Source organism: Chelatococcus asaccharovorans, assembly GCF_003201475.1.
GTDB lineage: Bacteria > Pseudomonadota > Alphaproteobacteria > Rhizobiales > Beijerinckiaceae > Chelatococcus > Chelatococcus asaccharovorans.
The window spans coordinates 65,018-86,640 of the sequence record NZ_QJJK01000015.1; the positions used below are offsets into that span (position 1 = coordinate 65,018).

Sequence of the window (21,623 nt, forward strand, 5' to 3'; positions counted from 1 at the left end):
ACATGATGAAAGCACGGAATGCCATCGCCCTTGCCGCTTCGCTTGTTTTACTTCTGGTGGCTATCCCGTTCGGGATCCAGGCGTCAGGACGGGCGGATCTTTATTATACGCTGACATCGGTCGCCTTGCTCAGCATCATCAGCGCCGGTGTCTGGCTCACCTTCTATATCGGCCGCATCAATATCGGCCAGGGCGCCTACGCGCTCATGGGGGGCTATGTGTCGGCCGTGCTGGTGACGCGCTACGGCTTTTCCTTCTGGTTGACGCTGCCGCTGGCGGGGCTCTTCTGCGCCGCTGCAAGCGTCTTGATCGGCTTGCCGATCTTGCGGCTCCGCGGCGTCTATTTCGCCATGGTGACGCTCGTCCTCACGGAAGTCGCCCGGCTCTTGGCGCTCGCCTTGCCCATCACCAACGGCGCCAAGGGCATTGTCAGCATCCCGCTGCCCGGTGCCGTGCGCATCTTCGGGCTGACGCTGATCCCGGATTTCGCGACGCTGGAGAACCCCAGGCTCGCCTTCTATATCATGGCGGTTATCGCCATGGTGCTGTGCTTCGTGGGGATGTACCGGCTCGTCAATTCGCGCATCGGCCATCTCTGCCAGTCGCTGCAGCAGAACGAGGAGCTGGCGTCGTCGATCGGTGTCGATATCGCGCGGCTTAGGGTCATCGCCTACGCGATATCCTCCTTCCTCGGTGGGTTCGGCGGGGCGATCTTCGCATCGATTACCCAATCCATCTATCCCTCCAGCTTCACGGTCGCGGATTCGGTCAACTTCATGCTGAATTGTTTCCTCGGCGGTCTCAGCTACGTCTTTGGTCCCATACTCGGAACCTTCGTGCTCTATTTCGGCTGGGATATTCTCTACAGCTTCGGCGATTTCCAGCTGTTGATCTTCTCGATCATCCTGATCGCCTTGATGCTCGTCCTGCCGAATGGCCTCTTCAGCCTGCGCCTCTCGCGCAGCCGCGGGGAGGTGACGCAATGAGCGATATCCTTGCGGTATCGTCCCTCACCAAGCGCTATGGTGGGCTTGTGGCGGTCAAGGACGTGTCCTTCTCCGTGCGGGAGAAGGAGATCCTGTCGGTCATCGGCCCCAACGGGGCCGGCAAGTCGACGCTGTTCAAGCTCATTTCGTCCTTCGTCACGCCGACCTCCGGCGAGGTGCGCTTCCGGGGAGAGCGCATCTCGGGCCTCGCGCCACATCAGGCGGCGCGCAAGGGCGTGGTGCGCACCTTCCAGGAAACGACGATCTTCAAAGCGATGACGGTGCGGGACAATGTCATCGCCGCCCATCACCTGCGTTCGCGGGCGAGCCTTGCCGGCTTCTTCTTCGGCACGCGCCTGGCCCGACAGGACGAGGAGGAGTTCGGTCGCTCGGCGGACGAAATCCTGACCTTTCTCGGGTTGTCGGCCATGCGCAGCGAGATCGCCAGCAACCTGCCCCATGGGCATCTGCGGGCGCTCGGCATCGCGATCGGCCTTGCGACCAATCCGGCTGTCATCCTGCTCGACGAGCCGTTCGCGGGCATGAACCATGAAGAGACGCAGCGCGCCGTCGAAATCGTTCGCGGGGTGCGCGAGCGCGGCGTCACCGTGCTCCTCGTCGAACACGACATGCCGGCCGTCATGACGATATCGGATCGGATCGTGGTTCTCAATTTCGGCCAGAAGATCGCCGAGGGGACGCCGCAGGAGATCAAGGACAATCCCGCGGTCATCGAAGCCTATCTCGGTGTCGAAGATGAATCGATTGGACTTTGACCGATGGGTAATCTTCTGAGCCTCAAGGACGTGCAGCTCTATTACGACCACGTCTATGCCTTGAAAGGCGTGTCGATCGACGTCAACGAGGGCGAGACGGTCGCGTTGATCGGCGCGAATGGTGCCGGCAAGTCGTCCATCCTGCGCGCGATCACCGGTTTGAAGGGAATCCGGTCCGGCTCCATCCGCTACGACGGCCAGAGCATCGACAAGGCCGGGCCGGATGTGATCGTGCGGATGGGGATCTCGATGGTGCCTGAAGGGCGGCGCGTGTTCCCGCTGATGAGCGTGCGCGACAACCTCCTGATGGGTGCCTTCACGCGAACCGACAAGGCCGAGATCCGGCAATCGCTGGAGATGGTGCTCGCCCGTTTTCCGCGGCTCAAGGAACGCTATACCCAGGCGGCCGGAACCATGAGCGGTGGCGAGCAGCAGATGCTGGTCATCGGCCGCGCGCTGATGGCCCGTCCGCGCTTGCTGCTGCTGGATGAGCCCTCGCTCGGCATCGCGCCGAAGCTCGTGCAGGACATCGCCCGCTCGATCGTGGCGATCAATCGGGAGGACAAGGTCAGCGTACTCCTGGTGGAGCAGAACTCACGCATGGCGCTCCGCATCTCGCAGCGGGCCTATGCCATCGCGACCGGCAAGGTGGCGCTGAGCGGGAACTCGGCTGAACTCCTCGAGGACAGCCGGGTGAAGGATTTGTATCTCGGTGGAGAAGTTTAAGTGCGTATTCTGGTGGTCAATCCCAATACAACGGCTTCCATGACAGACAAGATCGCGGCCGCATGCATGCGTGTCGCCGCTCCGGGTACGGAGATCGTCGCGGTCAATCCTCTCGATGGGCCGCCGAGCATCGAGGGCTATTTCGATGAGGTCTTTGCCGTTCCAGGGTTGATCGCGGAGATGCGCAAGGCGCCTGACATGGATGCCTATGTCATAGCCTGTTTCGACGACACGGGTCTCGATGCCGCACGCTGCATCACCGATGCGCCCGTTATCGGGATCGGCGAGGCCGCCTTTCATATGGCGAGTCTCGTCGCAGGGCGCTTTGGCGTCGTCACGACGCTCGCGCGCTCCGTGCCGGCGATCGAGCATAATCTTGGCAAATACGGATTGGCGACACGCTGCGCCCGCGTGCGCGCCTCTGAGGTCCCTGTGCTGGAGCTCGAACGCCCGGGGTCGCAAGCCTATCACGCGATCTCCGCGGAAATTGCGCGTGCCATTGCCGACGATCATGCGGAGGCTATCGTATTGGGATGCGCCGGCATGACGGATCTCGCTGATCGCCTGTCGTCTGAGCACGGCTTGCCGGTGCTCGACGGCGTGGCCTGCGCGGTGAAACTTACGGAGGGGCTCGTCAGCCTGGGGGCCAGGACCTCCAAGCTGGGGGGGTATGCGTCACCGCGCAGCAAATCCTTCGCGGGCCTGTTCGCGCCGGCATCTCCGTGAGCTTCGGTATCGAGGAGGCGAGGCGAGACGGCCTGTCAGCGTGACAGGCGATCAAATCCGCGACCGTACTGAGAATTGACGCCGCACAGGCGGCTGTGGCAATGGGTGCAGCTTGTGGAAAGCGCTATTCCTATCGGAATATGTGGCTTGCCCGGACCAGTATCGTGAACGCATGCGAGGATGGGGAGAGATACGCGCGCGTTGAACGTCCGATCCGGGGAGGCACCGGAAGGTTGTGTATGTGTGTGCAACCGAACGGCGGGTTTCCGGAACTTGGTCCATGGATCACACGCGTGAGACGTCGTTGAAACAAGACAGCGAGCGCACCGCCGGCTGGCATCCCATCTACGATAGCCTGCGCGAGGCGATTATCAGCCACCGTCTGTCGCCCGGTACAAAGCTGCCGGAGGATGAGCTTGCGTCGATCTATTCGGTCAGCCGCACGATCGTGCGGGCGGCCCTTCAGGCCCTGGCGCATGATCGTCTGGTGCAGTTGAAGCCCAACCGCGGGGCCTTCATCGCCGAGCCTTCCAAGAAGGAGGCGCGCGAGGTCTTCGAGGCGCGCGCGCTGATCGAGCCGAAGGTCGCGGGCCTGGCCGCCGCGGCCGCCAAGCCCGCCGATATCGTGCGCCTGCGCCACCATCTCGAGCTGGAGCATGAGGCGCTGCATGCCGGACGGGACGCGGATGCCATCGCCCTGTCTGCGCGTTTCCATGTCGATATCGCGGAAATCGCCGATCATTCGATCCTGACCGGCTTCGTGCGGGATCTCGTGTCGCGGTCGTCCCTCATTATCGCGCTCTACTGGCGTCGCCGGGATACGACCTGCGAGCGCCATGCGCATCAAGCTTTGTGCGATGCCCTCGCCAAGGGCGCGGAGAGCGACGCGGCGGCCCTCATGAAGAGCCACATCGTCGATCTGCTCTCGGGGCTGGATCTCGCCCGCGAGAAAAAGGAGGCGTCCCGGCTGGCCGACGTTCTCACTGCCGACAAGCCTTGAGGCCTCCCCGGCGCAGGCGCAAGCCCGCGTCGGAGATATCGTCACAGCAACCAGACGATCAGAAATAGCCGCCCTTGTCGGTGATCGACTGGATGCTCTCGCCGTCGGCGACCCAGCCGAAGATCTTCTTCTCATTGGTCAGGACTTCCTCGGCGCGCAGCAGAATGGCGACCGCGAGTTTGCGCGGCACGACGATGACGCCGTCGATGTCGCCGACAACGATATCGCCAGGCCTGATCCAGGCCGTGCCGATCCGGATGGGGATCTGGTAATGGGAGATCAGGCAGCGGCCAAGGGAGCCATTCGGGCTGCGATAGCGATAGTAAATCGGAAAATCCTTCTCGAGGATCTGGTGGGTGTCGCGAATGCCGCCGTCTATGACCGCCGCCCGGATGCCCTTGCCGATGGCGGTCGCCGTCATCACGCCGCCCCAGGCGGTCGCCTCGAGATCGCCGGATGTATCCCAGACCACGAAGCTGCCGGCGGCCATCGCATCCAGCATGCCGGTGCGGAAGGTCAATTCGCCGGAAACCCTGGTGCTCGGCGCGCTTTTGACGGTGAAGGCAAAGCCGGCCACGGTCTTCTCCGGCCGCAGGGGCACCAGCGCGCCCGGCAGCGCCTGGTCCATCAGGCAATGCTCGCGCAAGACGTCGCTGATCGCGCCCGTATAGAGCTGCTCATAGCGCGCCAGCAGCTCGTCGTCAGGGATCGAGAGCGGCGGGATGTCGACGACTTCACGCTCGTGGATCAGGCGCTCCAGGTTCATCATGGCGGCCTCGCGCTGGAGGGCACCGGTATCGGCTTTGACCGCTGAGGTCGACATTGTGGGTCTCTCCTTGTGGAATGTCTTACAGGCCGCCGACAACCGGGTACCAATCCGGCCGGTAAGGGTCCTGATGGAAGCGGGCGTAGTAATCGCCCTTCTCTTCGTAGAAAGCGGCGTAGTGGCGCATCTTGTCTTCATCGAGCGTCACGCCGAGGCCCGGCCCCGTGGGCACGCGGATCGCGCCGCCTTCGTAACGCATCAACCCACCTTCGATGATATCGTCGGTGAGATAGTGATAATGGGCATCGCCTGCGAAGCTCATTTCCGGGATCGTCGCGGCGGTATGCAGCATGGCGGCCAGTTCAATGCCGAATTCGGCCCCGGAATGCATGGCGACACCGAGACCAAACGTGCGGCAGACCGCGGCGAGATCTTTCACGCCGCGCGGCCCCTCCCAATAGTGAATATCCGTCAGGACGATATCGACGGCGCCCAGGCGAATGGCCGGGCCGAGATCATCGAACTTGGCCGGATACATGTTCGTGGCGATGGGAATGCGCACCGCCTTGCGCACCGCCGCGTTGCCTTCAAGCCCCCATGACGGGTCCTCCAGATATTCCAGCCCGACGGCCTCCAGCCGCTGGCCGATGCGGATGGCGGTCGGCACGGACCAGACGCCGTTGGGATCGATGCGCAGGCCGAAGTCCGGGCCCATGCGCTCGCGGCAGAGTTCGACGGCGCGCGCCTCGACCTCCGGCGCCAGGACACCCGCCTTGAGCTTCATGGCGGTGACGCCGAGCGTCTCGTGGAGCTCCTGGCAGAGATCCGCCATGTCTTCCGGGTGCTCGTCATGGCCGCCGCCGGGGCGATCGTAGCGCCAGAAGAGATAGGCGATCATGGCGATGCGATCGCGCACCGGCCCGCCCAAGAGGTCGCAGAGCGGCCGTCCCAGCGCCTTGCCCTGGATGTCGAGGCAGGCCATCTCGATCGCGGCGTAGAGCCGCGCGTTGGAGAGATAGTAGATCGCCCGCAGCGTCTTCAGCTTGATCACTTCGAGATGGAACGGATCCATGCCGATGATGCGCGGCTTCAGCTTCATCAGGGCGCCACGCTGGTCACCGCCGCCGACTTCCCCGAGGCCGACGATCCCCTCATCGGTGATGAGCTCCAGCACCGTGCGCATGAGATAGCCGGGATGAACACCCGTGTTATGGCGCAGTTGCGCGTTGAGCGGGATCGCCACGCAGCGCACCTTCATGTCGATGATCTTCATGGAATTGGAAACCTCAAGAATTGGGCCGCCGTCCGACACCAGCCGCGCGGCGGCCGCTGAGCCCGCTGGCTGGCCCGCCTATTCGCGGCGCCCGCCGAGCCGGGCGTCGAGTGCGTCGCGGACGGCGTCGCCGAGAAAGTTGAACGCAAGTACGGTGATGAAGATGGCGAGGCCGGGAAAGAAACTCATCCACCAGGACTGGTAGAACTGGATGCCCGTTGCGACCATGTAGCCCCAGCTGGGGGTCGGCGGCTGCACGCCGAGGCCGAGGAAGGAGAGCGCGCTTTCCGTGATCAGCGCCTGCGAGGCGGAGAGCGAGCCGTAGACAATGACGTTGCCCGACACGTTCGGCCAGACATGGCGCAGGAGGATGCGCAGGTTGCTGACACCGACGGATTCAGCGGCCTTGATATAGTCGATCTCGCGCATGGCGAGGACTTCGCTGCGCACCAGCCGCGCAAAGCCGGGGGTCTTGGTGATGGCGATCGCCAGCATGGCGTTCATGAGATCGGGGCCGAGCACGGCGACGATCGCAAGGGCCAGGACGAGCAGCGGAAAGGCGAGGAAGGCATCCATGATACGCATGATGAGCGCGTCCCAGGCACCGCCGAGCCAGCCGGAAATGAGGCCGAGCAGAGAGCCGGCGGCCAGCGCGATGCCGACAGCCAGCACGACGACCTCGAGCGATACGGACGCGCCATAGAGGACGCGCGAGAGCACGTCGCGGCCGATCTCGTCAGTACCGAACCAATGGGCCGCGCTGGGCGGCTCCATGAACGCATCCGGATTGATGTCGAGGGGCGAATAAGGCGAGATCCACGGCGCCAATAGCCCGAGGGTTGCGATGACGACCAGTACAGTGACGCCAAACGCCCCCTGCCACGATGTGAGGACGCGCCTGAGAAAGATCGCGCTGGGCGACCGCGATGGGCGCGCGCGCTGCGCGGAGGGGATATCGGCCATGGCGCTCACATGGGTCACGTTGGCACCTCTGTTTGCTGCATCTTCGCGGATGCCCGAAGCATGTCCGCTTCCTCCGGCATCGCGGAAACGCAAGATCCGCCGGGTAGCGAGCCGTTCCAGGCGAACCGCTGCGCGCGGTTCCTGATAGTCCACGAGGGCCGGCGGAAGGCCGGGAGCGTTCCTGAGGCGACCGCGCCTCGAAAATCGCGCTCCGGCACAATGTCTGGCCGTGACGTGAAGGCTCTATACCTGAACTCTGGGGTCTAGGATGCGATAGATGAAGTCAGTGAAGAGATTGACGGCGAAAACCGCGACGACGATGAACAGGATGGCACCCTGTATGACAGGAAAGTCCCGCTGGAAGATGCCATCGACCAGCATGCGGCCGAGACCCGGCAGCGCGAAGACGGTCTCTGTCACCACCGCGCCGCCAAGCAGGGCACCGATCTGCAGGCCGATGACCGTGATGACCGGGATCAGCGCGTTGCGCAGGCCGTGCCTGAGGACCACGATGAGTTCGCTGAGGCCTTTGGCGCGCGCCGTGCGGATATAGTCGAGTGAGAGGATCTGCAGCATCGAGGCGCGTGTTTGCCGCATGACGAGCGCCGCAAACGCCGTGCCGATGGTCAGGGCCGGCAGGATCATGAGCCTCAGATTCTGGGCTGGATCTTCGGTGAACCGGGCATAGCCGGAGGCCGGTAACCAGCCGAGCTTGAGGGAGAACAGCATGATCAGAAGTATCCCCATCCAGAAATAGGGAATAGCCACAGATGACATGGCCAGGAAACTCGTCATGACGTCGATGACGGTGCCGCGAAAGCGCGCGGCGACGATCCCGGCTGGCACGCCGATGGCGACAGCGATGAGGATGGACAGGAAAGCCAGTTCGAGCGTCACGGGTATACGCGCGCTGAGCATCGCACCCACATCCTCACGGGTGCGCAACGAGCGGCCGAAGTCGCCCTGGACGACGCGGCCGAGCCATGTTGCGTAGCGCACGGGGGCGGGCTGATCGAGCCCATATTCCACGCGCACCGCGGCGCGCTGGTCCGCCGTTGCCTGCTCGCCGAGAATGGTCACGGTCGGGTCGCCGGGCAGGAGGTTCGTCAATGCGAAGACGATCACCGTGACGAAAAAGGCCACCGGCAACATCTGTACCAGCTTGCGTGAGAAATAGCTGACCATGGCTCAGAACCGGTCAAGACGGCGGTGATCGCGCGCGATCTCGGCGACCACGGCGTCGGTGAAGGCGAAATGCGTGATCATGGCGGCGCGGGCCGCCGCAGGATCCTTCGCTTTCAGGGCGTCGACGATAACCTTGTGACGGGCATAGGTCGCTTCCGGGTCGCGCAGGTCGCGCTGCAGGCCGAGCGCCCGCTGCGTGAAGCGGATCGTGTCGCCGAGCGCTTCCATGAAATGCTCAAACAGCGTGTTGTCGGAACACCGGGCCAGAGCGACGTGAAAAGCAAAATCAGCCTGAAGCCATTGCTCGAGGCTCCCGTTTATATTGCGCTTCATCTTGTCGAGTGCGATTTCGACCTGCTCGATCTGGAACGGCGTTGCCCGCTCTGCCGCGAGCGCCGCGATTTCCGTTTCGACGGCACGCCGAAGCTCGATCGCCTCGCGCAGTCCATTGTCGATAGTGCGCACGGCCAGCCGCAGGAACTGGTCCAGCGGCGCAACGGTCAGCCCCTGGATGGTCGTCGGCTTGCCTTGCTGGATCTGGACGATGCCGAGCGCGGCGAGCCGTCCCAATGCCTCCCGCACGACGGGCTTCGAGACATTGAGCTGGCGCGCAAGATCGGCCTCGGAGGGCAGGGAGTCGCCTGGGCGAAACACTTTCTGGCTCACCCGGTCGATGACGAACTGGGTGACCGTTTCGGTCAGGCGCTGCTTGTCGCTTGTTGTCGTGGGCGTTTCCAACATGCCTAACAGATATCTTATTAGTGAGACGTGGTCAATCGCGGACCTATCTGATAGGTCGAAAATCCTGCCGCGATGTCGCGGCTCCTGTCGGGCTTTTCAAGTTATTGTTTAATAATATAAAATGACAGATCCGGGGCTTTCTCGCCCTGTCCGAGACGAATGATGTCGGGCAGAAAGTGGTGCCAGAAGCCTATTGCGCGGTGGAAAACATATCTGATATGTAGGTCCCAATGAGGCGTCGCGGATGCCGCGCGCGCCCGTTGGAGGAGACCTTTCATGTCCATCATTTCTCGTCGCGGATTGCTGATCGGCGCCTCGGGCGCGGGACTGGTTGCGGGCTTATCCGGCTTTCCGGCCTTTGCGCAGGGCGCTCCTGTTCGCGGAGGCACCATCACGGCTTCCATGGACCTCCAGCCCAAGAGCCTCGACCCCATCATGGGGGACGCGCCGACCTCGGATCGTTATGCATTGATCCAGCTCTTTGAGGGTCTGCTCAAATTCGACGAACGGGGTAACCTGCAGCCGTCGCTGGCCACGAGTTGGGAGTGGTCGGGCGACAAGAAGTCGATCGTATTCAAGCTACGCCCCGATGTCGTTTTTCACGACGGAGAGCCTTTCAATGCAGATGCCGTCGTCGCGAATATTTCCCGCGTCATAGCGCCAGGCTCGACCGCACCACGCACACCCGATTTTGCCGATATCGCGGGGGCCGAGGCGATCGATCCCACGACGGTTCGCGTCAATCTCAAGAAGGCTTCCGGTGCAGCCCTTGCATCTCTGGCTGTTGAAGCGGGCATGATGTGCTCGCCTGCAGCCTTGAAGAGGCTCGGACAGGACTTCGGCCGCCAACCGGTCGGCACCGGACCCTACAAATTTGCGGAATGGGTCGGCGGCAGCCATATGCGCTTCGTGCGCAACGAACGCTACTGGCGGGACGGCGCCGACGGAAAGAAGCTTCCCTATTCCGATGCAGTGGTGCTGCGCATCATACCGACGACGGCCGTCAAGATGGTCGAGGTCAAGTCGGGCGGCGTACAACTCGTCGATGGCGTCACACCGCGTGATTTCGAGGAAGTGCAGGCCAATCCGGAGCTAAAGCTTGTTGCGGTGCCGCCTGGAATAGCCCAGTGGATGACCTTCAACGTCACCAAGGGAATATTTACAAATCCGGCGCTGCGGGCCGCCGTCAACCATGGCGTCGACCGCAATGTCTTGATGAAGGGAATCACCCGTGGCTTCGGCGCCGTGACCCCGACCTGGGTGCCGCCGACGGACTGGGCTTTCGACGCGAGCGTTCCCGCCCCGACCCTCAACCCCGCCAAGGTCCAGGAGCTTCTCAAGGAGGGCGGGCAGCCGAACGGCTTCAACGCCAAGCTGTCGATCATTCAGCGTGATCCCGATACCCAGGTGGCGCAGATCGTCCAGGCACAGCTCAAGCCGTTCAAGATCAACCTCGAGATCGAGATCCTTGAGCGCCAGGCGTGGGTGCCGAAGGTGCTGGATCACCAGCACGAGATCGCCATCGGCCGCGTGAATGTGCCGCGTGCCGATCCCGACCAGGTCTTCGGGCCGTTCTTCGGCCGCGCGGCGGCCCAGAACTGGTCCGGCATCAATGACGAGGACGTCTTCAGGCTGGTCGACCAGGGGCGCGAGGAGACCGATCAGGCCAAGCGCAAAGCCATCTACAAGGAGTTGCAGACGGTCCTGAACGCCAACAATTACTATTCCTGGCTGTTTTTCCGGGAAGCGCGCCATGTTGCACGCAAGCAACTTCAGAATATTGTCCTGGACTCCGGCGGGGCCTGGCAACTGGCCGAAGCGTGGATTGCCAAGGGCTGATTGGATCACCAAAAGTTGATCCCAATATATCGAAGATGACGTCGAGCAGTTCAACGGTCAGAGACGAGTGATATCGATGACGTTTAATGTGTTGCCCGGTGCGCCGGATATGCTCGATATCATCGAGCGCTACAAGCGACTTTATACAGGGCTCGTCTATGACATCATGGATGAGATGGGCCTGCCCAATCAGTCGCTTGCCACGGATATCAGGCCGCTCCGGGATGACATGGTCATCGCCGGACCGGCGTTCACCGTGCAGGGTATTTCCGACCCGACCGGTGATCCCGGGCTTCGCGAACGTCGCATCAAGATGTTCGGTGATATGCGCCATCCCTGCATCGATGTCCGCGATTGCGGCTTCGATGCCAGGGTCGCGCATTATGGGGAGATGAATGCGGTGCTCGGTCGCGCGAAGGGCGTGGTCGGGGCCGTCATCGACGGCGGCATTCGCGACAGCGGGCTGATCCTCAAGATGGATTTCCCCTGTTTTCGCCGCTACCACTCGCCGGTCGAGGCGGTCGCCCGCTGGAGCTACTATCGGTGGCAGCAGCCGATCACGCTGCGCGGCAATCTGAGCGCGACCGTCACCGTCAACCCGGGTGACTTCATGTTCGGCGATATCGACGGAGTGCTCGTTGTTCCCAAGGAGCGGACCGTCGATGTGCTGCGGCTCGCGGAGGAGCATGCCGCGACGGAGACCCGTGCCCGCGCCGACTTCGCCGATCCGGCGAATGATGCCGAGGAGGTCTACGGGCGCTACAAGAAGCTGTGAGCCCTCCCGGGATCATTCAAAAGCGAGAATCCCGGATGGCGACATCCGGGATTCCGGCCGTTATGCCAGCGCGGCACGTGAGCCTTTCGCACCTGCGATCTCAAGGACGCGGCGGAATCTCCAGACCGCGCTGGACCGCCGGCCGGGCCAGGCCACGCTCAAGCCATTGCGGGACGTTCTTGAGGCTCGCGTAATCGACGAGCTCGCCTGCGCCGTAGAAGCCGATGAGATTGCGCACCCAGCCGAGAAGCGAGATATCGGCAATGGTGTAGTCGCTTCCCATGATCCACTCACGGCCGGCGAGACGGGTCTCCAGGACGCCGAGCAAGCGCTTCGATTCCGCGCGATAGCGCTCGAGCGGACGCTTATCCTCGATTTCGCGGCCGGCAAATTTGTGGAAATAGCCGAGCTGGCCGAACATCGGCCCGACCGCGGCCATCTGGAAGAAAACCCACTGGATGGTTTCGTAGCGTGCGGCCGCTTCCGCCGGCAGAAAGCGGCCGGTCTTTTCCGCGAGATAGAGAAGAATAGCGCCGGATTCGAACAATCCGAGCGGCTTGCCGCCCGGCCCGTCGGGATCGATGATCGCCGGGATCTTGCCGTTCGGATTGAGCGACAGGAATTCGGGCGTCCATGTCTCGTTCTGGCCGATATTGATGGTATGCGGCTCATAGGGCAGTCCCGTTTCCTCCAGCATGATCGAGACCTTGACGCCATTGGGCGTCGGCAGGGAATAGAGCTGGATGCGATCGGGATGCTGCGCAGGCCAGCGCGCGGTGATGGGGAACGTCGACAGGTCGGGCATGAAGCGGTTCCTCGGTGCCAAATGAGAGGACAAGCGCCGCGTGGCGGCGTAATCCTCGAAGGTGATTCTCGTCCGGCAGTTTTGCGCCGCAGGATGGCGCGAGCAACCGTGCTGGAGACATGCCGCTGTTGTCCGTTATGCTTGGGGTAGAAGCCACCGCAGGCTTAGATGGAAGCGACCGCGCCGAAATGCCAAAGGACCAAAGTATCAGGGGGGTGCAATGACCGCTATCATGACCAAGAGAATTTATGATGCGCCGGCCGCCTCCGACGGCGCGCGGGTGCTCGTGGATCGCTTATGGCCACGCGGTGTCCGCCGCGATGCGGCTGATCTGACCGGATGGTTTCGTGATATCGCGCCAAGCAACGCGCTGCGCGCGGTATTCCATCACAAGCCAGAACTCTGGGACGCGTTCTGCGAGCGCTATGCTCAGGAACTCGATGCGCATCCCGAGGCTTTGAAACCCTTGGAGGACCTCATTGCGAAAGGGCCTGTCACGCTGCTCTATGCCGCGCGGGAGACAACTTACAACAATGCGGTCGCCTTGAAGAGCTATCTCGAAAAGCGGCTGGGCTGAGCCCGGACGACGGCCCCATTGCCGACGATGCGGCGGGGAATGCAAGGCCGATTGGCACCGACATCCACGGCCATGCGTTCACCATGCGCCATGGACCACGCGGACGAGACGGGGCCGGTCAGCCGACGATCACGTCGATCTTACGGACGGTCTTCACCGTCCTCCACGTGCCGGCGAAGCCCGGCTTCATCACGAAGCTGTCGCCGGCACGAGAGGCGAGGGGCTCCTTGCCGTCTTCGGCGATCTCGATGGCCCCTTCGAGAATAGGGCAGAATTCATAGGCCCGGCAGGCGAATGCGGCAGGCCCGCCTCATAGCCGCGCGGCAACCTCTTCCAGCTGGTCCGTGCAGCGGCCCCAGCCTTCGTGGAAACCCATGCCTTCATGGGTTTCGCGATCTTCGGCCGTCCAGTGGCGGACACGCGCTGTATAGCGCGTCTTGCCCGGATCGTTCGCCTCGTCCTCGAAGGTCAGGATGATCGTGATGAAGGGCTTCTCGGAAGGAACCCAAGCTTCGCTGTAAGCATCCGTCAGGACGAGCCGTTCGTTCTCGACGACTTCAAGATAGATGCCGCGATTGGGATAATCTTCGCCGTCCGGGCTGCGCATGACGATGAAATTCGATCCGCCGGGACGGACGTCGAGTTCGGCTTCGCTGACGCTCCACGGGCGAGGCGCGAACCACTGCTTCAGAAGCGCGGGATCGGTCCAGGCACGAAACACAGCGTGGCGGGGGGCCGCGATCGTCCGCGTCAGGGATAGTTCATGTGCAGCGGGTGTCGTTGCTGTCGGTGTCATGGGGCTGTTTCCTCGCAAGATCTACAGTTGTCCGTGGCAGACTGCACGTTGCGTTTCATACTGTAAACGCTATCATCGATTCGGCATCCAGCACCCGTCACGCTATTTGCGTCGCGATGCTGCGATTTTCGAATTTTCTTATAGGCCCCATACGGGCACTTTCTTTTCCTGGCAGAGTTCTGGTCTCACCTCCATCTGAGCTGGCCACGCAACTGAAACAGGCGGCACCAACGGGCCAGGTGCAACACGTTCTCACAGCTTCTGGGTCTTCCTATGGCAATGATCGTCATCACAGGCTGCGACACCGGCCTAGGCCTCGAATTCGCAAGGCAATATGCGGCGGACGGACATCGTGTCCATGCCACCTGTCTTGATCTGCGCAATGCGGACGAGGCGCGGGCGATCCCCGGTGACATCACGGTATCGAAGCTCGACGTCACCGATCACGCGGCAATCGAAGCCTTCGCAGAAGGGCTCGCCGGCGCTCCCGTCGACATCCTTTTGAACAATGCGGGCATTGGCCGGCCGCATCCGCCATTCGGACAGACGGACTATGCGAACTGGCGGCGGATCCTCGAGACGAACCTGATCGGTCCCATGAAACTGGCGGAATGCCTCGTCGAAAATGTGGCAGCCAGCGAACTCAAGACCATGGCCTTCGTATCGAGCCGCATGGGATCGATTGCGCTCAACAACTCCGGAGGCTCCTATGCCTATCGGTCAAGCAAAGCCGGGCTCAACATGGTGGTCAAGTCACTTGCGGTAGACCTCGCGCCGCGCCATGTCAGCGTGATCGCGCTGCATCCGGGCTGGGCTGCGACCGAACCCGGCGGGCGCGTCCCCGTCGCCGAGAGCGTAGCGGGCATGCGTGGCGTGTTGCATCGCGCCGGCCGGCACCACACGGGGATCTTCCAGACCTATCACGACCAGCCGCTGCCGTGGTAAAATTATGAATTGCACACCCGATATCGAAGTCGTCGTCGATAACCGCAACCAGCTTGGCGAATGTCCGTGTTGGCATCCGGAGGAGCAGGCGCTCTATTGGGTGGATGCCTTGCGTCCGGCCTTGCACAGGATGGGTGCGGATGGCGAGATCGCCTCCTGGCAGATGCCGGCGGTGATCGGCTCCTTCGGCTTCCGCGACAAGGGCGGCATTGTCGCGGCTCTGCAGACCGGCTTCGCGCTGGTCGAGCTCGTGGACGACCGCGGCACGAGCTTCGTGAAGCGCCTTATGGATCCCGAGCCGGAGCGCCCCCTGAACATCCTCAATGACGGCAAATGCGACAGGCGCGGGCGCTTCTGGTGCGGCTCGCGCGATGCTGATCTCGCCCATCCCACCGGCTCGCTCTATCGCCTGGATGACAGCGCGCATGTCACCTTGATGGATCGCGGCTTCATCGTCTCCAATGGCATCGCCTTTTCGCCGGACGATCGCACCCTATACTTTGCGGACAGCCGTGCTGAGTCTGTCTTTGCCTATGATTTCGACCTTGATGCCGGCGCGATTTCCAATCGCCGCCTGTTTTTCTCGACCCGCGACATCCCCGGCCGCTGTGACGGCGCAACGGTCGACAGCGAAGGTTTCTACTGGTGCGCGCTCGTCCATGGCGGGCAGATTGCGCGGGTGGATCCGAAGGGCCGCTTCGACCGCCTTATCGATGTCCCCGTGAAGCATCCGACCATGTGCACGTTTGGCGGACCTGCGCTTGATATTCTCTACGTGACGAGCGCGGCATCGATGGTTCCCGAAGCCGAACGCGCGAGCGTCGACCATGCCGGCGCGGTCTTTGCGCTGCACGGCCTCGGTGTTCGCGGCCTCCCCGAGCCGAAATTCGCCGGTTGATTTCAAGCGCCGCCGGACAGCACGAACGGCTCTTGAATGCGCGTGTCCTGGGATTGGAAGAACAGCCGGATCGGCCGGCGCTGGGATGAGCCCACGCCCGGCTTCGTCGCGCTGACCTGGATATGGTGCGAAGGATTGTCGGTAAAGGTGAAGCGACCGTCCGGGCCGCTTGTCGTGCGGCCCTTTTCGCTGAAGGTCGTGAAATTGAAGGTCCACAGCGTCACGTCGGCGCCAGCGACGGGATTGCCGGCGGCATCCACGACGGTGCCTTCCACCAGACCGCTGTTATGTGTGTTCGCGTAGAGGTCCCACGCACCGGCGATGAGCAGGATGATGAGCGGCGTCATCACGAAGCGGTTGACGAGCCATTTGCGCCAGGGGGGGCTTTGATAATCTTCATCGTCCACGATGCGGCCTCATCCTTTGGTGGCGCCAGATGTGAGCCCCTGGATGAACTCCTTCTGCGCCAGGAGGAAAAGCAGGATGCCGGGTGCGAGAACCATGACGCAGAACGCGTAAAGCGCGCCGGTGGTGTCCTCCTGGTAGGACAGGAAGCGCGAGAGCCCAAGCGGCAGGGTCTGCATGTCGGCCGATCGCGTCATGATCAACGGCCAGAGGAAGTTGTTCCATGACCAGATGAACGACAGAATGATATTGGTCGCCATGGCGGATTTGGCAAGCGGCATCATCACTTTCCAGATGATCCGCCACTCGGACAGGCCGTCGATCTTTGCCGCATCGATCAAGGACTTCGGCACTGCATCGAAACTCGCCTTGAAAACGAAAATGCAGATGATCGTCGAGAACTGCGGCAAGGCGAGGCCGAGATAGGAATCGAGCAGGCCGAGCTTGCCGGTGATGAGATAGGCCGGAATGATGGTGGCCTGGAACGGCACCATCATGCAGGACAGAAACAGCATCAGCACGAGGTTCTTGCCGCGGAAGCCACGCGTCAGCGCATAGCCGGCCATCGCATTGAAGATGACATTGGCGGCGATCGTCAGGACGGAGACGATGACGCTGTTGAGGAAATAACGCGCGAAGGGAATCGCATACCAGACATCCACATAATAGAAGAGATGCGGATTGCGCGGGATGATGTTCGGCGGGTAGGTGAAGATGTTCTCGCCCGACACGGATGTCTTGAGCACCCAGTAGAACGGCACGAGCATGATGAAGCTCGCGACGAGCAGGATGAGATGGATCGGCCAGCGCGGGTAGTGACGCATCAGTCCCTCTCCACGGCGCCGGCGTTGCCGCCCGAGAAACGGTTGGCCGCCCAGGCTATTGTGATCAACATGATGAAGAACACCACGGTGACGGCCGCGGCATAGTCGAAGCGCGTCTGCACGAAGCCGAGCTTGTAGATATAGGTCACGAGAATTTCCGTCGCGCGGCCCGGCCCGCCGCCGGTCATCACATAGACCAGATCGAAGCTCGTGACGGAATTGAGCATACCGATGACGAAGCACAGGAAGATCGAGGGTTTCAGCAGCGGCAGGGTGATGCGCAGGAAACGGCGAAAGGCATTGGCGCCGTCGATCTCCGCCGCCTCGTAGAGATTGCCCGGGATATTCTGAAGTCCCGTCAGCAGAATGATCATGTAGAACCCCAGCATCTGCCAGATATTGGCTGCGATGACCGAAGGCAGCGCCCAGGTGAAGGAATTGAGAAACTGGATCGGCGAATCGACGAGATGAAGGGAGCGCGCGACATAGTTGATCAGCCCGACGCGTTCGTCGAACATCCATCGCCAGATGATCGCAACGGCGACCGTCATCAGCGGATAGGAGAGGAAGATCGCGGTTCTATAGACGTCCCGGCCGCGGATGTCGGCATTGACGAGAAGCGCCAGCGCCAGGGCGATCGCGATCCCGATAGGCGCCGACCCGATGATGTAGAGCGTGTTCCAGAGCGATTGCCAGAACACCTCGTCCGTCAGCATCTCGTCGTAATTGTCGAAGCCGATCCAGACGGCCGGGCGCAAGGGCGACCAGGCCTGAAAGGACAGAATGACGTTCCAGGCGAGCGGGAGAATGCGATAAAGCAGAAAAATCAATAACGACGGGGCGAGAAAGCACCAGATCAGCACCGCCTGCCGCGTCGTCTTTCGGGCTATGAAGGAAGAGCGGTGACGTCGTCCCGCTTCGACAGTCGCCGTAACCATTATATCCTTCCGCGCATCGGCGCATTTTCGAGCGAAGGGAAAACCGGTTCGCGTGCAGAAAATGCGCGAAAACAATGACCTGAAGCATGTCCGGTGAACCGGAGTTCACGGGGACATGCTCTCGGTTACTCCGGCAGAACGCCTCAGCGTGTGGCTCCCCCAGGCCGGCAAGGGAGCCGCGCCGTGGGGCGCGCCACCTTTCAAGAGCGCCGCATGACGCGCGTGACGGCGCGCTCGGCATCGGCCAGGGCCGTCTTCGAATCCTTGCGGCCGAGCACCGCATTCTGGATTTCCGGCCAGAACGCATCCTTGACCTGCGCATCATTGGGCAGAGGCCAGTTGCCGGTCATCTTGTCCGTATGCTCGATCTGCGTCTGCAGGACGGCGTGGGCCAGCGGGTCCTCGGTCTTCATCTTGGCGAGGACCGTATTGTCCGCCTCGACGTTGCCGGTGAGAATGCGCCGGCTCAGGGCGAATTTCGTCGCCCATTTGTTGCCCGTCATATGCTTGATGAGGGCCCAGGCGACTTCCGGGTTCTTCGAGGACTTCGAGATGACGAAAGCGTGGTTGGTCGGGGTGGACCAGTTGCCCGGCGCCTGCGTTGCACCGAGCGTGTCCGGGTTGACCCAGGGGCCCTGGCCCTTGACAAAGAAATACGAGGCCGAATGCGCCTGGAGCATGCCGACATTGCCCGAGGCAAAGGCGCCGTTCGGTTCCACCCAGCGCCCTGTCCAGGCGATCTTGTTAATGCCGCCCGAGGCGGTCGCCTTGGCGAGCTTGTCGAGCACCGCGGCGGTTTCGGGCGTATTGAAGGCGGGTGTGCGCATGTCCGGCTTCAGGAGCTCCACGCCGTTCATCCGCATCAGCGGCCAGTAGAGCCAGTCGAAATTGAGGGTCAGGAAGCCGGTCTTCTCGCCCTTCGCCATGGCCTGCGAGAAATTGATGATCTCATCGAAGGATTTGGGCGGTCCGGACAAACCCGCTTCCTTGAACATTGTCTTGTTGTAATAGAGCAGCGTCTTGGCGACATAGAACGGAATGGCGAACTGCTTTTTATCATAGACGAACCCCGAGAGATAATCGGGGTTGTAGAGCTTCGCGACGGCGGGCTCCTTCTCGAGCATGGGCGACATATCGAGCAGCGCGCCGTTGGCCGCCCATTCCACCCAGATCATGCCCTGCAGGTCGATGATATCGGGCGCGGTTCCCGCGACCAGCTGCGTCTGGTAGAACGCCGGTAATTCCGGCCCCTTCTTGTCCAGCCATTCGATCTCGACGCCCGGATTATCCTTGGTGAAATCGGCGAACAGTTCTTTGAAGTAGGCTTCCTGGTCCGCGATATTCCAGGTCAGCATACTGATTTTCTTGTTGGACTGGGCTCTGAGATAGGCGGGAGCGGCGAGTACGCCCGCCATCGCCAGTCCGCCCTTGATCACTGTCCTGCGGTCCATTCCATCCTCCCTCGTGCTTCTTCGCTGTCCGCCACCCGCGCCGGCGTCATGCACCTTCACAGCGCGCGATGCCGTCTGGCCTCCCGGCGCGATGCAGACGATTCATGCATTCCACGGCATATGCCGGAACTTCCTTCCATCCCCTCGCAAGAGTGCGCGGCTCATTGTTATGGATTGCCAACGCCCATTCTTGAGATGATGATAGCGCTTGCAGAGATGCGGTCAAGCGGTCAGCTGGCACGCGCCGAGGAGATGCAGGAAAATTATTATTCTCAGAAAGTTAGATGATATTGAGGACGAAGGCGCGCGCCTCTGGCGGGCGTCTTGCAAGCGATTTCATCTGGTGCAACTCCCGGCCGGATTGCGGCGGGGGCAGGCGCTGATGTGCGGAGTGAACAGATGAGCGAAAATGAGCGTCCGCCGCGGCGCGAACCCGGTGAGTTGCGCAGCGCCCGCTGGTATTCCGCGGGCGGCATGCGCGCCTTCGCCCATCGCCAGCGCATGCAGCAGATGGGCTTCCGGCGCGATGAGTTCATGGGGCGTCCCGTCATCGCCATCGTCAATACCTGGAGCGACCTCAGTCCCTGCCACGCGCATCTGCGTGAGCGCGCCGAAGCCGTGAAGCGGGGCATCCTGCGGGCTGGCGGCTTTCCGGTCGAACTGCCGGCCATGTCGCTCGGCGAGGTGATGGTGAAGCCGACGACCATGCTCTATCGCAATTTTCTGGCGATGGAGGTGGAGGAGCTCCTGCGCCAGCACCCCATCGACGGGGCGGTGCTGCTCGGCGGGTGCGACAAGACCACCCCCGGCCTCGTCATGGGCGCCATCAGCATGAATATCCCGGCGATCTACTGCCCGGCGGGGCCGATGCTGAACGGGCGCTGGCGCGGCACCAAGGTCGGCGCGGGCACGCACACCCGCAAGTATTGGGACGACTATCGCGCCGGCCACCTCAGCGAGGCTGAGATGGTCGAGATCGAAGGCATTTCGACGCGCTCGCCCGGCACCTGCAATACGATGGGCACGGCATCCACCATGACCTCGATCGCCGACGCCCTCGGCTTGATGCTGCCGGGTGCATCGAGCATTCCGGCGATGGATGCCGCGCATCCGCGCATGGCGTCGGCCTGCGGCGAACGTATCGTCGAGATGGTGTGGAGCGACGTGAAACCGCTCGATATTCTCACGGCGGGGTCGGTGCGCAACGCGCTGCACGTCGATGCGGCGCTGGGCGGCTCGACGAACGCGGCCGTGCATCTCGTCGCGATCGCCCGGCGCGCGGGGCTTGCCATCTCGCTCGAGGATTTCGATGAGGCAGCCCGCCAGACGCCGGTTCTGGCCAATATCTTCCCGGCGGGCGATGCCCTGATGGAGGACTTCTTCTTCGCCGGCGGGCTCACAGGCCTGATGTCGCGGATCGCGGACCGGCTCGATCTCGACGCCATGACGGTTGCCGGCCTTTCCTGGCGCGAGGTTCTGGCGAAGGCGCGGGTGGATGACGACACCGTCATTCGTCCGCTCGACAGGCCGGTCGTGGATCGGCCTGCGATCGCCGTGCTGCGCGGCAATCTCGCGCCGGACGGCGCGGTCATCAAACCGTCGGCGGCGAGCGACCATCTGCTCACCCATCGCGGCCGCGCGGTGGTCTTCGACAGCCACGCTGAACTCAATGCCCGCATCGACGATCCGGATCTTGCCATCGACGAGACCAGCGTGCTCGTCCTGCGCGGGGCGGGCCCGGTCGGCGCGCCGGGCATGCCGGAATGGGGAGCGCTGCCCTTGCCGAAGCGCCTGCTCGACCGCGGCATCCGCGACCTGGTGCGCATTTCCGACGCGCGCATGAGCGGGACGCATTATGGCACCTGCGTGCTCCATGTCGCGCCGGAGTCCCACGTGGGCGGGCCGCTCGCCCTGGTGCAGACGGGTGACGAGATCCTGCTCGACGTGCCCAACCGCCGGCTCGAGTTGCTCGTCAGCGACGAGGAGCTTGCCCGGCGGCGGGCCGGCTGGCAGCCACCGCCACAACGGTTCAGCCGCGGTTATGGGGTGATTGTGGAAAGGCACATCACGCAGGCCGACAAGGGCTGCGATTTCGATTTTCTCGAGGCCGGGGCGGCTATACCTGAGCCGGAGATTTTCTGATCCCGGCGCGATTCGCTGCGAAGGCGTGTCGGTGCCCGGTAGGTCGCGTGGCAAATCTGGATCCGAATGTCCGGATCCGAAGAAGT

Annotated in this window: 22 protein-coding genes and 1 pseudogene; 11 read left to right on the plus strand and 12 right to left on the minus strand. The window is 62.6% G+C overall.

Annotated elements, in window-relative coordinates; genetic code table 11:
• Positions 1 to 2 precede the first annotated feature (2 nt).
• From C7450_RS28285 to C7450_RS28305, 5 genes are all read left to right on the plus strand, one after another.
• On the plus strand, positions 3 to 986 hold the full coding sequence (locus tag C7450_RS28285) for a branched-chain amino acid ABC transporter permease (protein ID WP_110377845.1): 984 nt from the start codon (positions 3 to 5) through the stop codon (positions 984 to 986).
• The gene (locus tag C7450_RS28290; RefSeq protein WP_110377846.1) at positions 983 to 1,762 is read left to right on the plus strand and encodes an ABC transporter ATP-binding protein; all 780 of its coding nucleotides are present in this window, start codon (positions 983 to 985) and stop codon (positions 1,760 to 1,762) included. The genes C7450_RS28285 and C7450_RS28290 overlap by 4 nt, the downstream gene beginning before the upstream one ends.
• A 3-nt stretch (positions 1,763 to 1,765) precedes the next feature.
• The gene (locus C7450_RS28295; RefSeq protein ID WP_110377847.1) at positions 1,766 to 2,488 is read left to right on the plus strand and encodes an ABC transporter ATP-binding protein; all 723 of its coding nucleotides are present in this window, start codon (positions 1,766 to 1,768) and stop codon (positions 2,486 to 2,488) included.
• Positions 2,489 to 3,214, plus strand: coding sequence for an aspartate/glutamate racemase family protein (locus tag C7450_RS28300; RefSeq protein WP_110377848.1), 726 nt, complete (start codon positions 2,489 to 2,491; stop codon positions 3,212 to 3,214).
• A 280-nt stretch (positions 3,215 to 3,494) separates the two neighbouring features.
• Complete coding sequence (locus C7450_RS28305; protein ID WP_110377849.1) at positions 3,495 to 4,214, plus strand: GntR family transcriptional regulator; 720 nt, start codon at positions 3,495 to 3,497, stop codon at positions 4,212 to 4,214.
• 58 nt (positions 4,215 to 4,272) lie between these two features.
• Here the strand turns inward: C7450_RS28305 and C7450_RS28310 are convergent, their stop codons facing one another.
• The 5 genes from C7450_RS28310 to C7450_RS28330 all read right to left on the minus strand — a co-directional run bounded on the left by C7450_RS28310 (position 4,273) and on the right by C7450_RS28330 (position 9,142).
• The gene (locus C7450_RS28310) at positions 4,273 to 5,037 is read right to left on the minus strand and encodes an RraA family protein (RefSeq protein WP_110377850.1); all 765 of its coding nucleotides are present in this window, start codon (positions 5,035 to 5,037) and stop codon (positions 4,273 to 4,275) included.
• A 25-nt stretch (positions 5,038 to 5,062) separates the two neighbouring features.
• Positions 5,063 to 6,253: an enolase C-terminal domain-like protein gene (locus C7450_RS28315; protein ID WP_110377851.1), complete on the minus strand. Its 1,191-nt coding sequence runs from the start codon at positions 6,251 to 6,253 to the stop codon at positions 5,063 to 5,065.
• A 78-nt stretch (positions 6,254 to 6,331) separates the two neighbouring features.
• Positions 6,332 to 7,234: an ABC transporter permease gene (locus C7450_RS28320; protein ID WP_210206562.1), complete on the minus strand. Its 903-nt coding sequence runs from the start codon at positions 7,232 to 7,234 to the stop codon at positions 6,332 to 6,334.
• A 225-nt stretch (positions 7,235 to 7,459) separates the two neighbouring features.
• Positions 7,460 to 8,401 (minus strand): ABC transporter permease, encoded by a 942-nt coding sequence (locus C7450_RS28325; RefSeq protein ID WP_110377852.1) that lies wholly within the window; start codon positions 8,399 to 8,401, stop codon positions 7,460 to 7,462.
• A 3-nt stretch (positions 8,402 to 8,404) separates the two neighbouring features.
• The gene (locus tag C7450_RS28330; RefSeq protein WP_110377853.1) at positions 8,405 to 9,142 is read right to left on the minus strand and encodes a FadR/GntR family transcriptional regulator; all 738 of its coding nucleotides are present in this window, start codon (positions 9,140 to 9,142) and stop codon (positions 8,405 to 8,407) included.
• 276 nt (positions 9,143 to 9,418) lie between these two features.
• Between C7450_RS28330 and C7450_RS28335 the strand changes: the two genes are divergently transcribed.
• Together C7450_RS28335 and C7450_RS28340 are read left to right on the plus strand one after the other, a co-directional pair.
• Complete coding sequence (locus C7450_RS28335; protein WP_110377854.1) at positions 9,419 to 10,981, plus strand: ABC transporter substrate-binding protein; 1,563 nt, start codon at positions 9,419 to 9,421, stop codon at positions 10,979 to 10,981.
• A 76-nt stretch (positions 10,982 to 11,057) separates the two neighbouring features.
• Positions 11,058 to 11,756, plus strand: a complete 699-nt coding sequence (locus tag C7450_RS28340; protein WP_110377855.1) for an RraA family protein — start codon at positions 11,058 to 11,060, stop codon at positions 11,754 to 11,756.
• A 100-nt stretch (positions 11,757 to 11,856) separates the two neighbouring features.
• Here the strand turns inward: C7450_RS28340 and C7450_RS28345 are convergent, their stop codons facing one another.
• Positions 11,857 to 12,561 (minus strand): glutathione S-transferase N-terminal domain-containing protein, encoded by a 705-nt coding sequence (locus C7450_RS28345; protein ID WP_110377856.1) that lies wholly within the window; start codon positions 12,559 to 12,561, stop codon positions 11,857 to 11,859.
• 220 nt (positions 12,562 to 12,781) lie between these two features.
• Between C7450_RS28345 and C7450_RS28350 the strand changes: the two genes are divergently transcribed.
• Complete coding sequence (locus C7450_RS28350) at positions 12,782 to 13,138, plus strand: DUF488 domain-containing protein (protein WP_110377857.1); 357 nt, start codon at positions 12,782 to 12,784, stop codon at positions 13,136 to 13,138.
• A gap of 118 nt (positions 13,139 to 13,256) precedes the next feature.
• On the opposite strand, the pseudogene C7450_RS28355 reads toward C7450_RS28350, so the two are convergent.
• Both C7450_RS28355 and C7450_RS28360 read right to left on the minus strand, forming a co-directional pair.
• Positions 13,257 to 13,418: pseudogene (locus C7450_RS28355) on the minus strand (cupin domain-containing protein); the annotation flags it as partial.
• Positions 13,419 to 13,448: 30 nt separating this feature from the next.
• Complete coding sequence (locus C7450_RS28360) at positions 13,449 to 13,934, minus strand: SRPBCC family protein (RefSeq protein ID WP_110377858.1); 486 nt, start codon at positions 13,932 to 13,934, stop codon at positions 13,449 to 13,451.
• 273 nt (positions 13,935 to 14,207) lie between these two features.
• Here C7450_RS28360 and C7450_RS28365 point away from each other — a divergent pair, with 273 nt between their 5' ends.
• Positions 14,208 to 14,879 (plus strand): SDR family oxidoreductase, encoded by a 672-nt coding sequence (locus C7450_RS28365; RefSeq protein ID WP_110377859.1) that lies wholly within the window; start codon positions 14,208 to 14,210, stop codon positions 14,877 to 14,879.
• A gap of 4 nt (positions 14,880 to 14,883) precedes the next feature.
• A complete protein-coding gene (locus C7450_RS28370) occupies positions 14,884 to 15,777 on the plus strand; it encodes an SMP-30/gluconolactonase/LRE family protein (RefSeq protein WP_110377860.1) in 894 nt (297 codons plus the stop codon).
• 2 nt (positions 15,778 to 15,779) lie between these two features.
• Here C7450_RS28370 and C7450_RS28375 read toward each other — a convergent pair whose 3' ends face one another.
• The 4 genes from C7450_RS28375 to C7450_RS28390 form a co-directional block, all read right to left on the minus strand.
• Positions 15,780 to 16,184, minus strand: coding sequence for a carboxypeptidase-like regulatory domain-containing protein (locus C7450_RS28375; protein ID WP_110377861.1), 405 nt, complete (start codon positions 16,182 to 16,184; stop codon positions 15,780 to 15,782).
• Positions 16,185 to 16,193: 9 nt separating this feature from the next.
• Positions 16,194 to 17,006, minus strand: coding sequence for a carbohydrate ABC transporter permease (locus tag C7450_RS28380; RefSeq protein WP_110377862.1), 813 nt, complete (start codon positions 17,004 to 17,006; stop codon positions 16,194 to 16,196).
• Entirely contained in the window at positions 17,006 to 17,944 is a 939-nt protein-coding gene (locus tag C7450_RS28385) for a carbohydrate ABC transporter permease (RefSeq protein WP_110377863.1), read from the minus strand. The genes C7450_RS28380 and C7450_RS28385 overlap by 1 nt, the downstream gene beginning before the upstream one ends.
• A gap of 200 nt (positions 17,945 to 18,144) precedes the next feature.
• The gene (locus tag C7450_RS28390) at positions 18,145 to 19,395 is read right to left on the minus strand and encodes an ABC transporter substrate-binding protein (protein ID WP_110377864.1); all 1,251 of its coding nucleotides are present in this window, start codon (positions 19,393 to 19,395) and stop codon (positions 18,145 to 18,147) included.
• A 399-nt stretch (positions 19,396 to 19,794) separates the two neighbouring features.
• Between C7450_RS28390 and araD the strand changes: the two genes are divergently transcribed.
• Positions 19,795 to 21,537, plus strand: coding sequence for an L-arabinonate dehydratase (gene araD, locus C7450_RS28395; protein ID WP_110377865.1), 1,743 nt, complete (start codon positions 19,795 to 19,797; stop codon positions 21,535 to 21,537).
• Positions 21,538 to 21,623 lie beyond the last annotated feature (86 nt).

Coding starts and splice junctions, on each gene's coding strand:
- C7450_RS28285 (WP_110377845.1), top strand. CDS start 3: ATGATGAAAGCACGGAATGCCATCGCCCTTGCCGCTTCGCTTGTTTTA.
- C7450_RS28290 (WP_110377846.1), top strand. CDS start 983: ATGAGCGATATCCTTGCGGTATCGTCCCTCACCAAGCGCTATGGTGGG.
- C7450_RS28295 (WP_110377847.1), top strand. CDS start 1,766: ATGGGTAATCTTCTGAGCCTCAAGGACGTGCAGCTCTATTACGACCAC.
- C7450_RS28305 (WP_110377849.1), top strand. CDS start 3,495: ATGGATCACACGCGTGAGACGTCGTTGAAACAAGACAGCGAGCGCACC.
- C7450_RS28310 (WP_110377850.1), bottom strand. CDS start 5,037: ATGTCGACCTCAGCGGTCAAAGCCGATACCGGTGCCCTCCAGCGCGAG.
- C7450_RS28315 (WP_110377851.1), bottom strand. CDS start 6,253: ATGAAGATCATCGACATGAAGGTGCGCTGCGTGGCGATCCCGCTCAAC.
- C7450_RS28325 (WP_110377852.1), bottom strand. CDS start 8,401: ATGGTCAGCTATTTCTCACGCAAGCTGGTACAGATGTTGCCGGTGGCC.
- C7450_RS28330 (WP_110377853.1), bottom strand. CDS start 9,142: ATGTTGGAAACGCCCACGACAACAAGCGACAAGCAGCGCCTGACCGAA.
- C7450_RS28335 (WP_110377854.1), top strand. CDS start 9,419: ATGTCCATCATTTCTCGTCGCGGATTGCTGATCGGCGCCTCGGGCGCG.
- C7450_RS28340 (WP_110377855.1), top strand. CDS start 11,058: ATGACGTTTAATGTGTTGCCCGGTGCGCCGGATATGCTCGATATCATC.
- C7450_RS28345 (WP_110377856.1), bottom strand. CDS start 12,561: ATGCCCGACCTGTCGACGTTCCCCATCACCGCGCGCTGGCCTGCGCAG.
- C7450_RS28350 (WP_110377857.1), top strand. CDS start 12,782: ATGACCGCTATCATGACCAAGAGAATTTATGATGCGCCGGCCGCCTCC.
- C7450_RS28360 (WP_110377858.1), bottom strand. CDS start 13,934: ATGACACCGACAGCAACGACACCCGCTGCACATGAACTATCCCTGACG.
- C7450_RS28365 (WP_110377859.1), top strand. CDS start 14,208: ATGGCAATGATCGTCATCACAGGCTGCGACACCGGCCTAGGCCTCGAA.
- C7450_RS28370 (WP_110377860.1), top strand. CDS start 14,884: ATGAATTGCACACCCGATATCGAAGTCGTCGTCGATAACCGCAACCAG.
- C7450_RS28380 (WP_110377862.1), bottom strand. CDS start 17,006: ATGCGTCACTACCCGCGCTGGCCGATCCATCTCATCCTGCTCGTCGCG.
- C7450_RS28385 (WP_110377863.1), bottom strand. CDS start 17,944: ATGGTTACGGCGACTGTCGAAGCGGGACGACGTCACCGCTCTTCCTTC.
- C7450_RS28390 (WP_110377864.1), bottom strand. CDS start 19,395: ATGGACCGCAGGACAGTGATCAAGGGCGGACTGGCGATGGCGGGCGTA.
- araD (WP_110377865.1), top strand. CDS start 19,795: ATGAGCGAAAATGAGCGTCCGCCGCGGCGCGAACCCGGTGAGTTGCGC.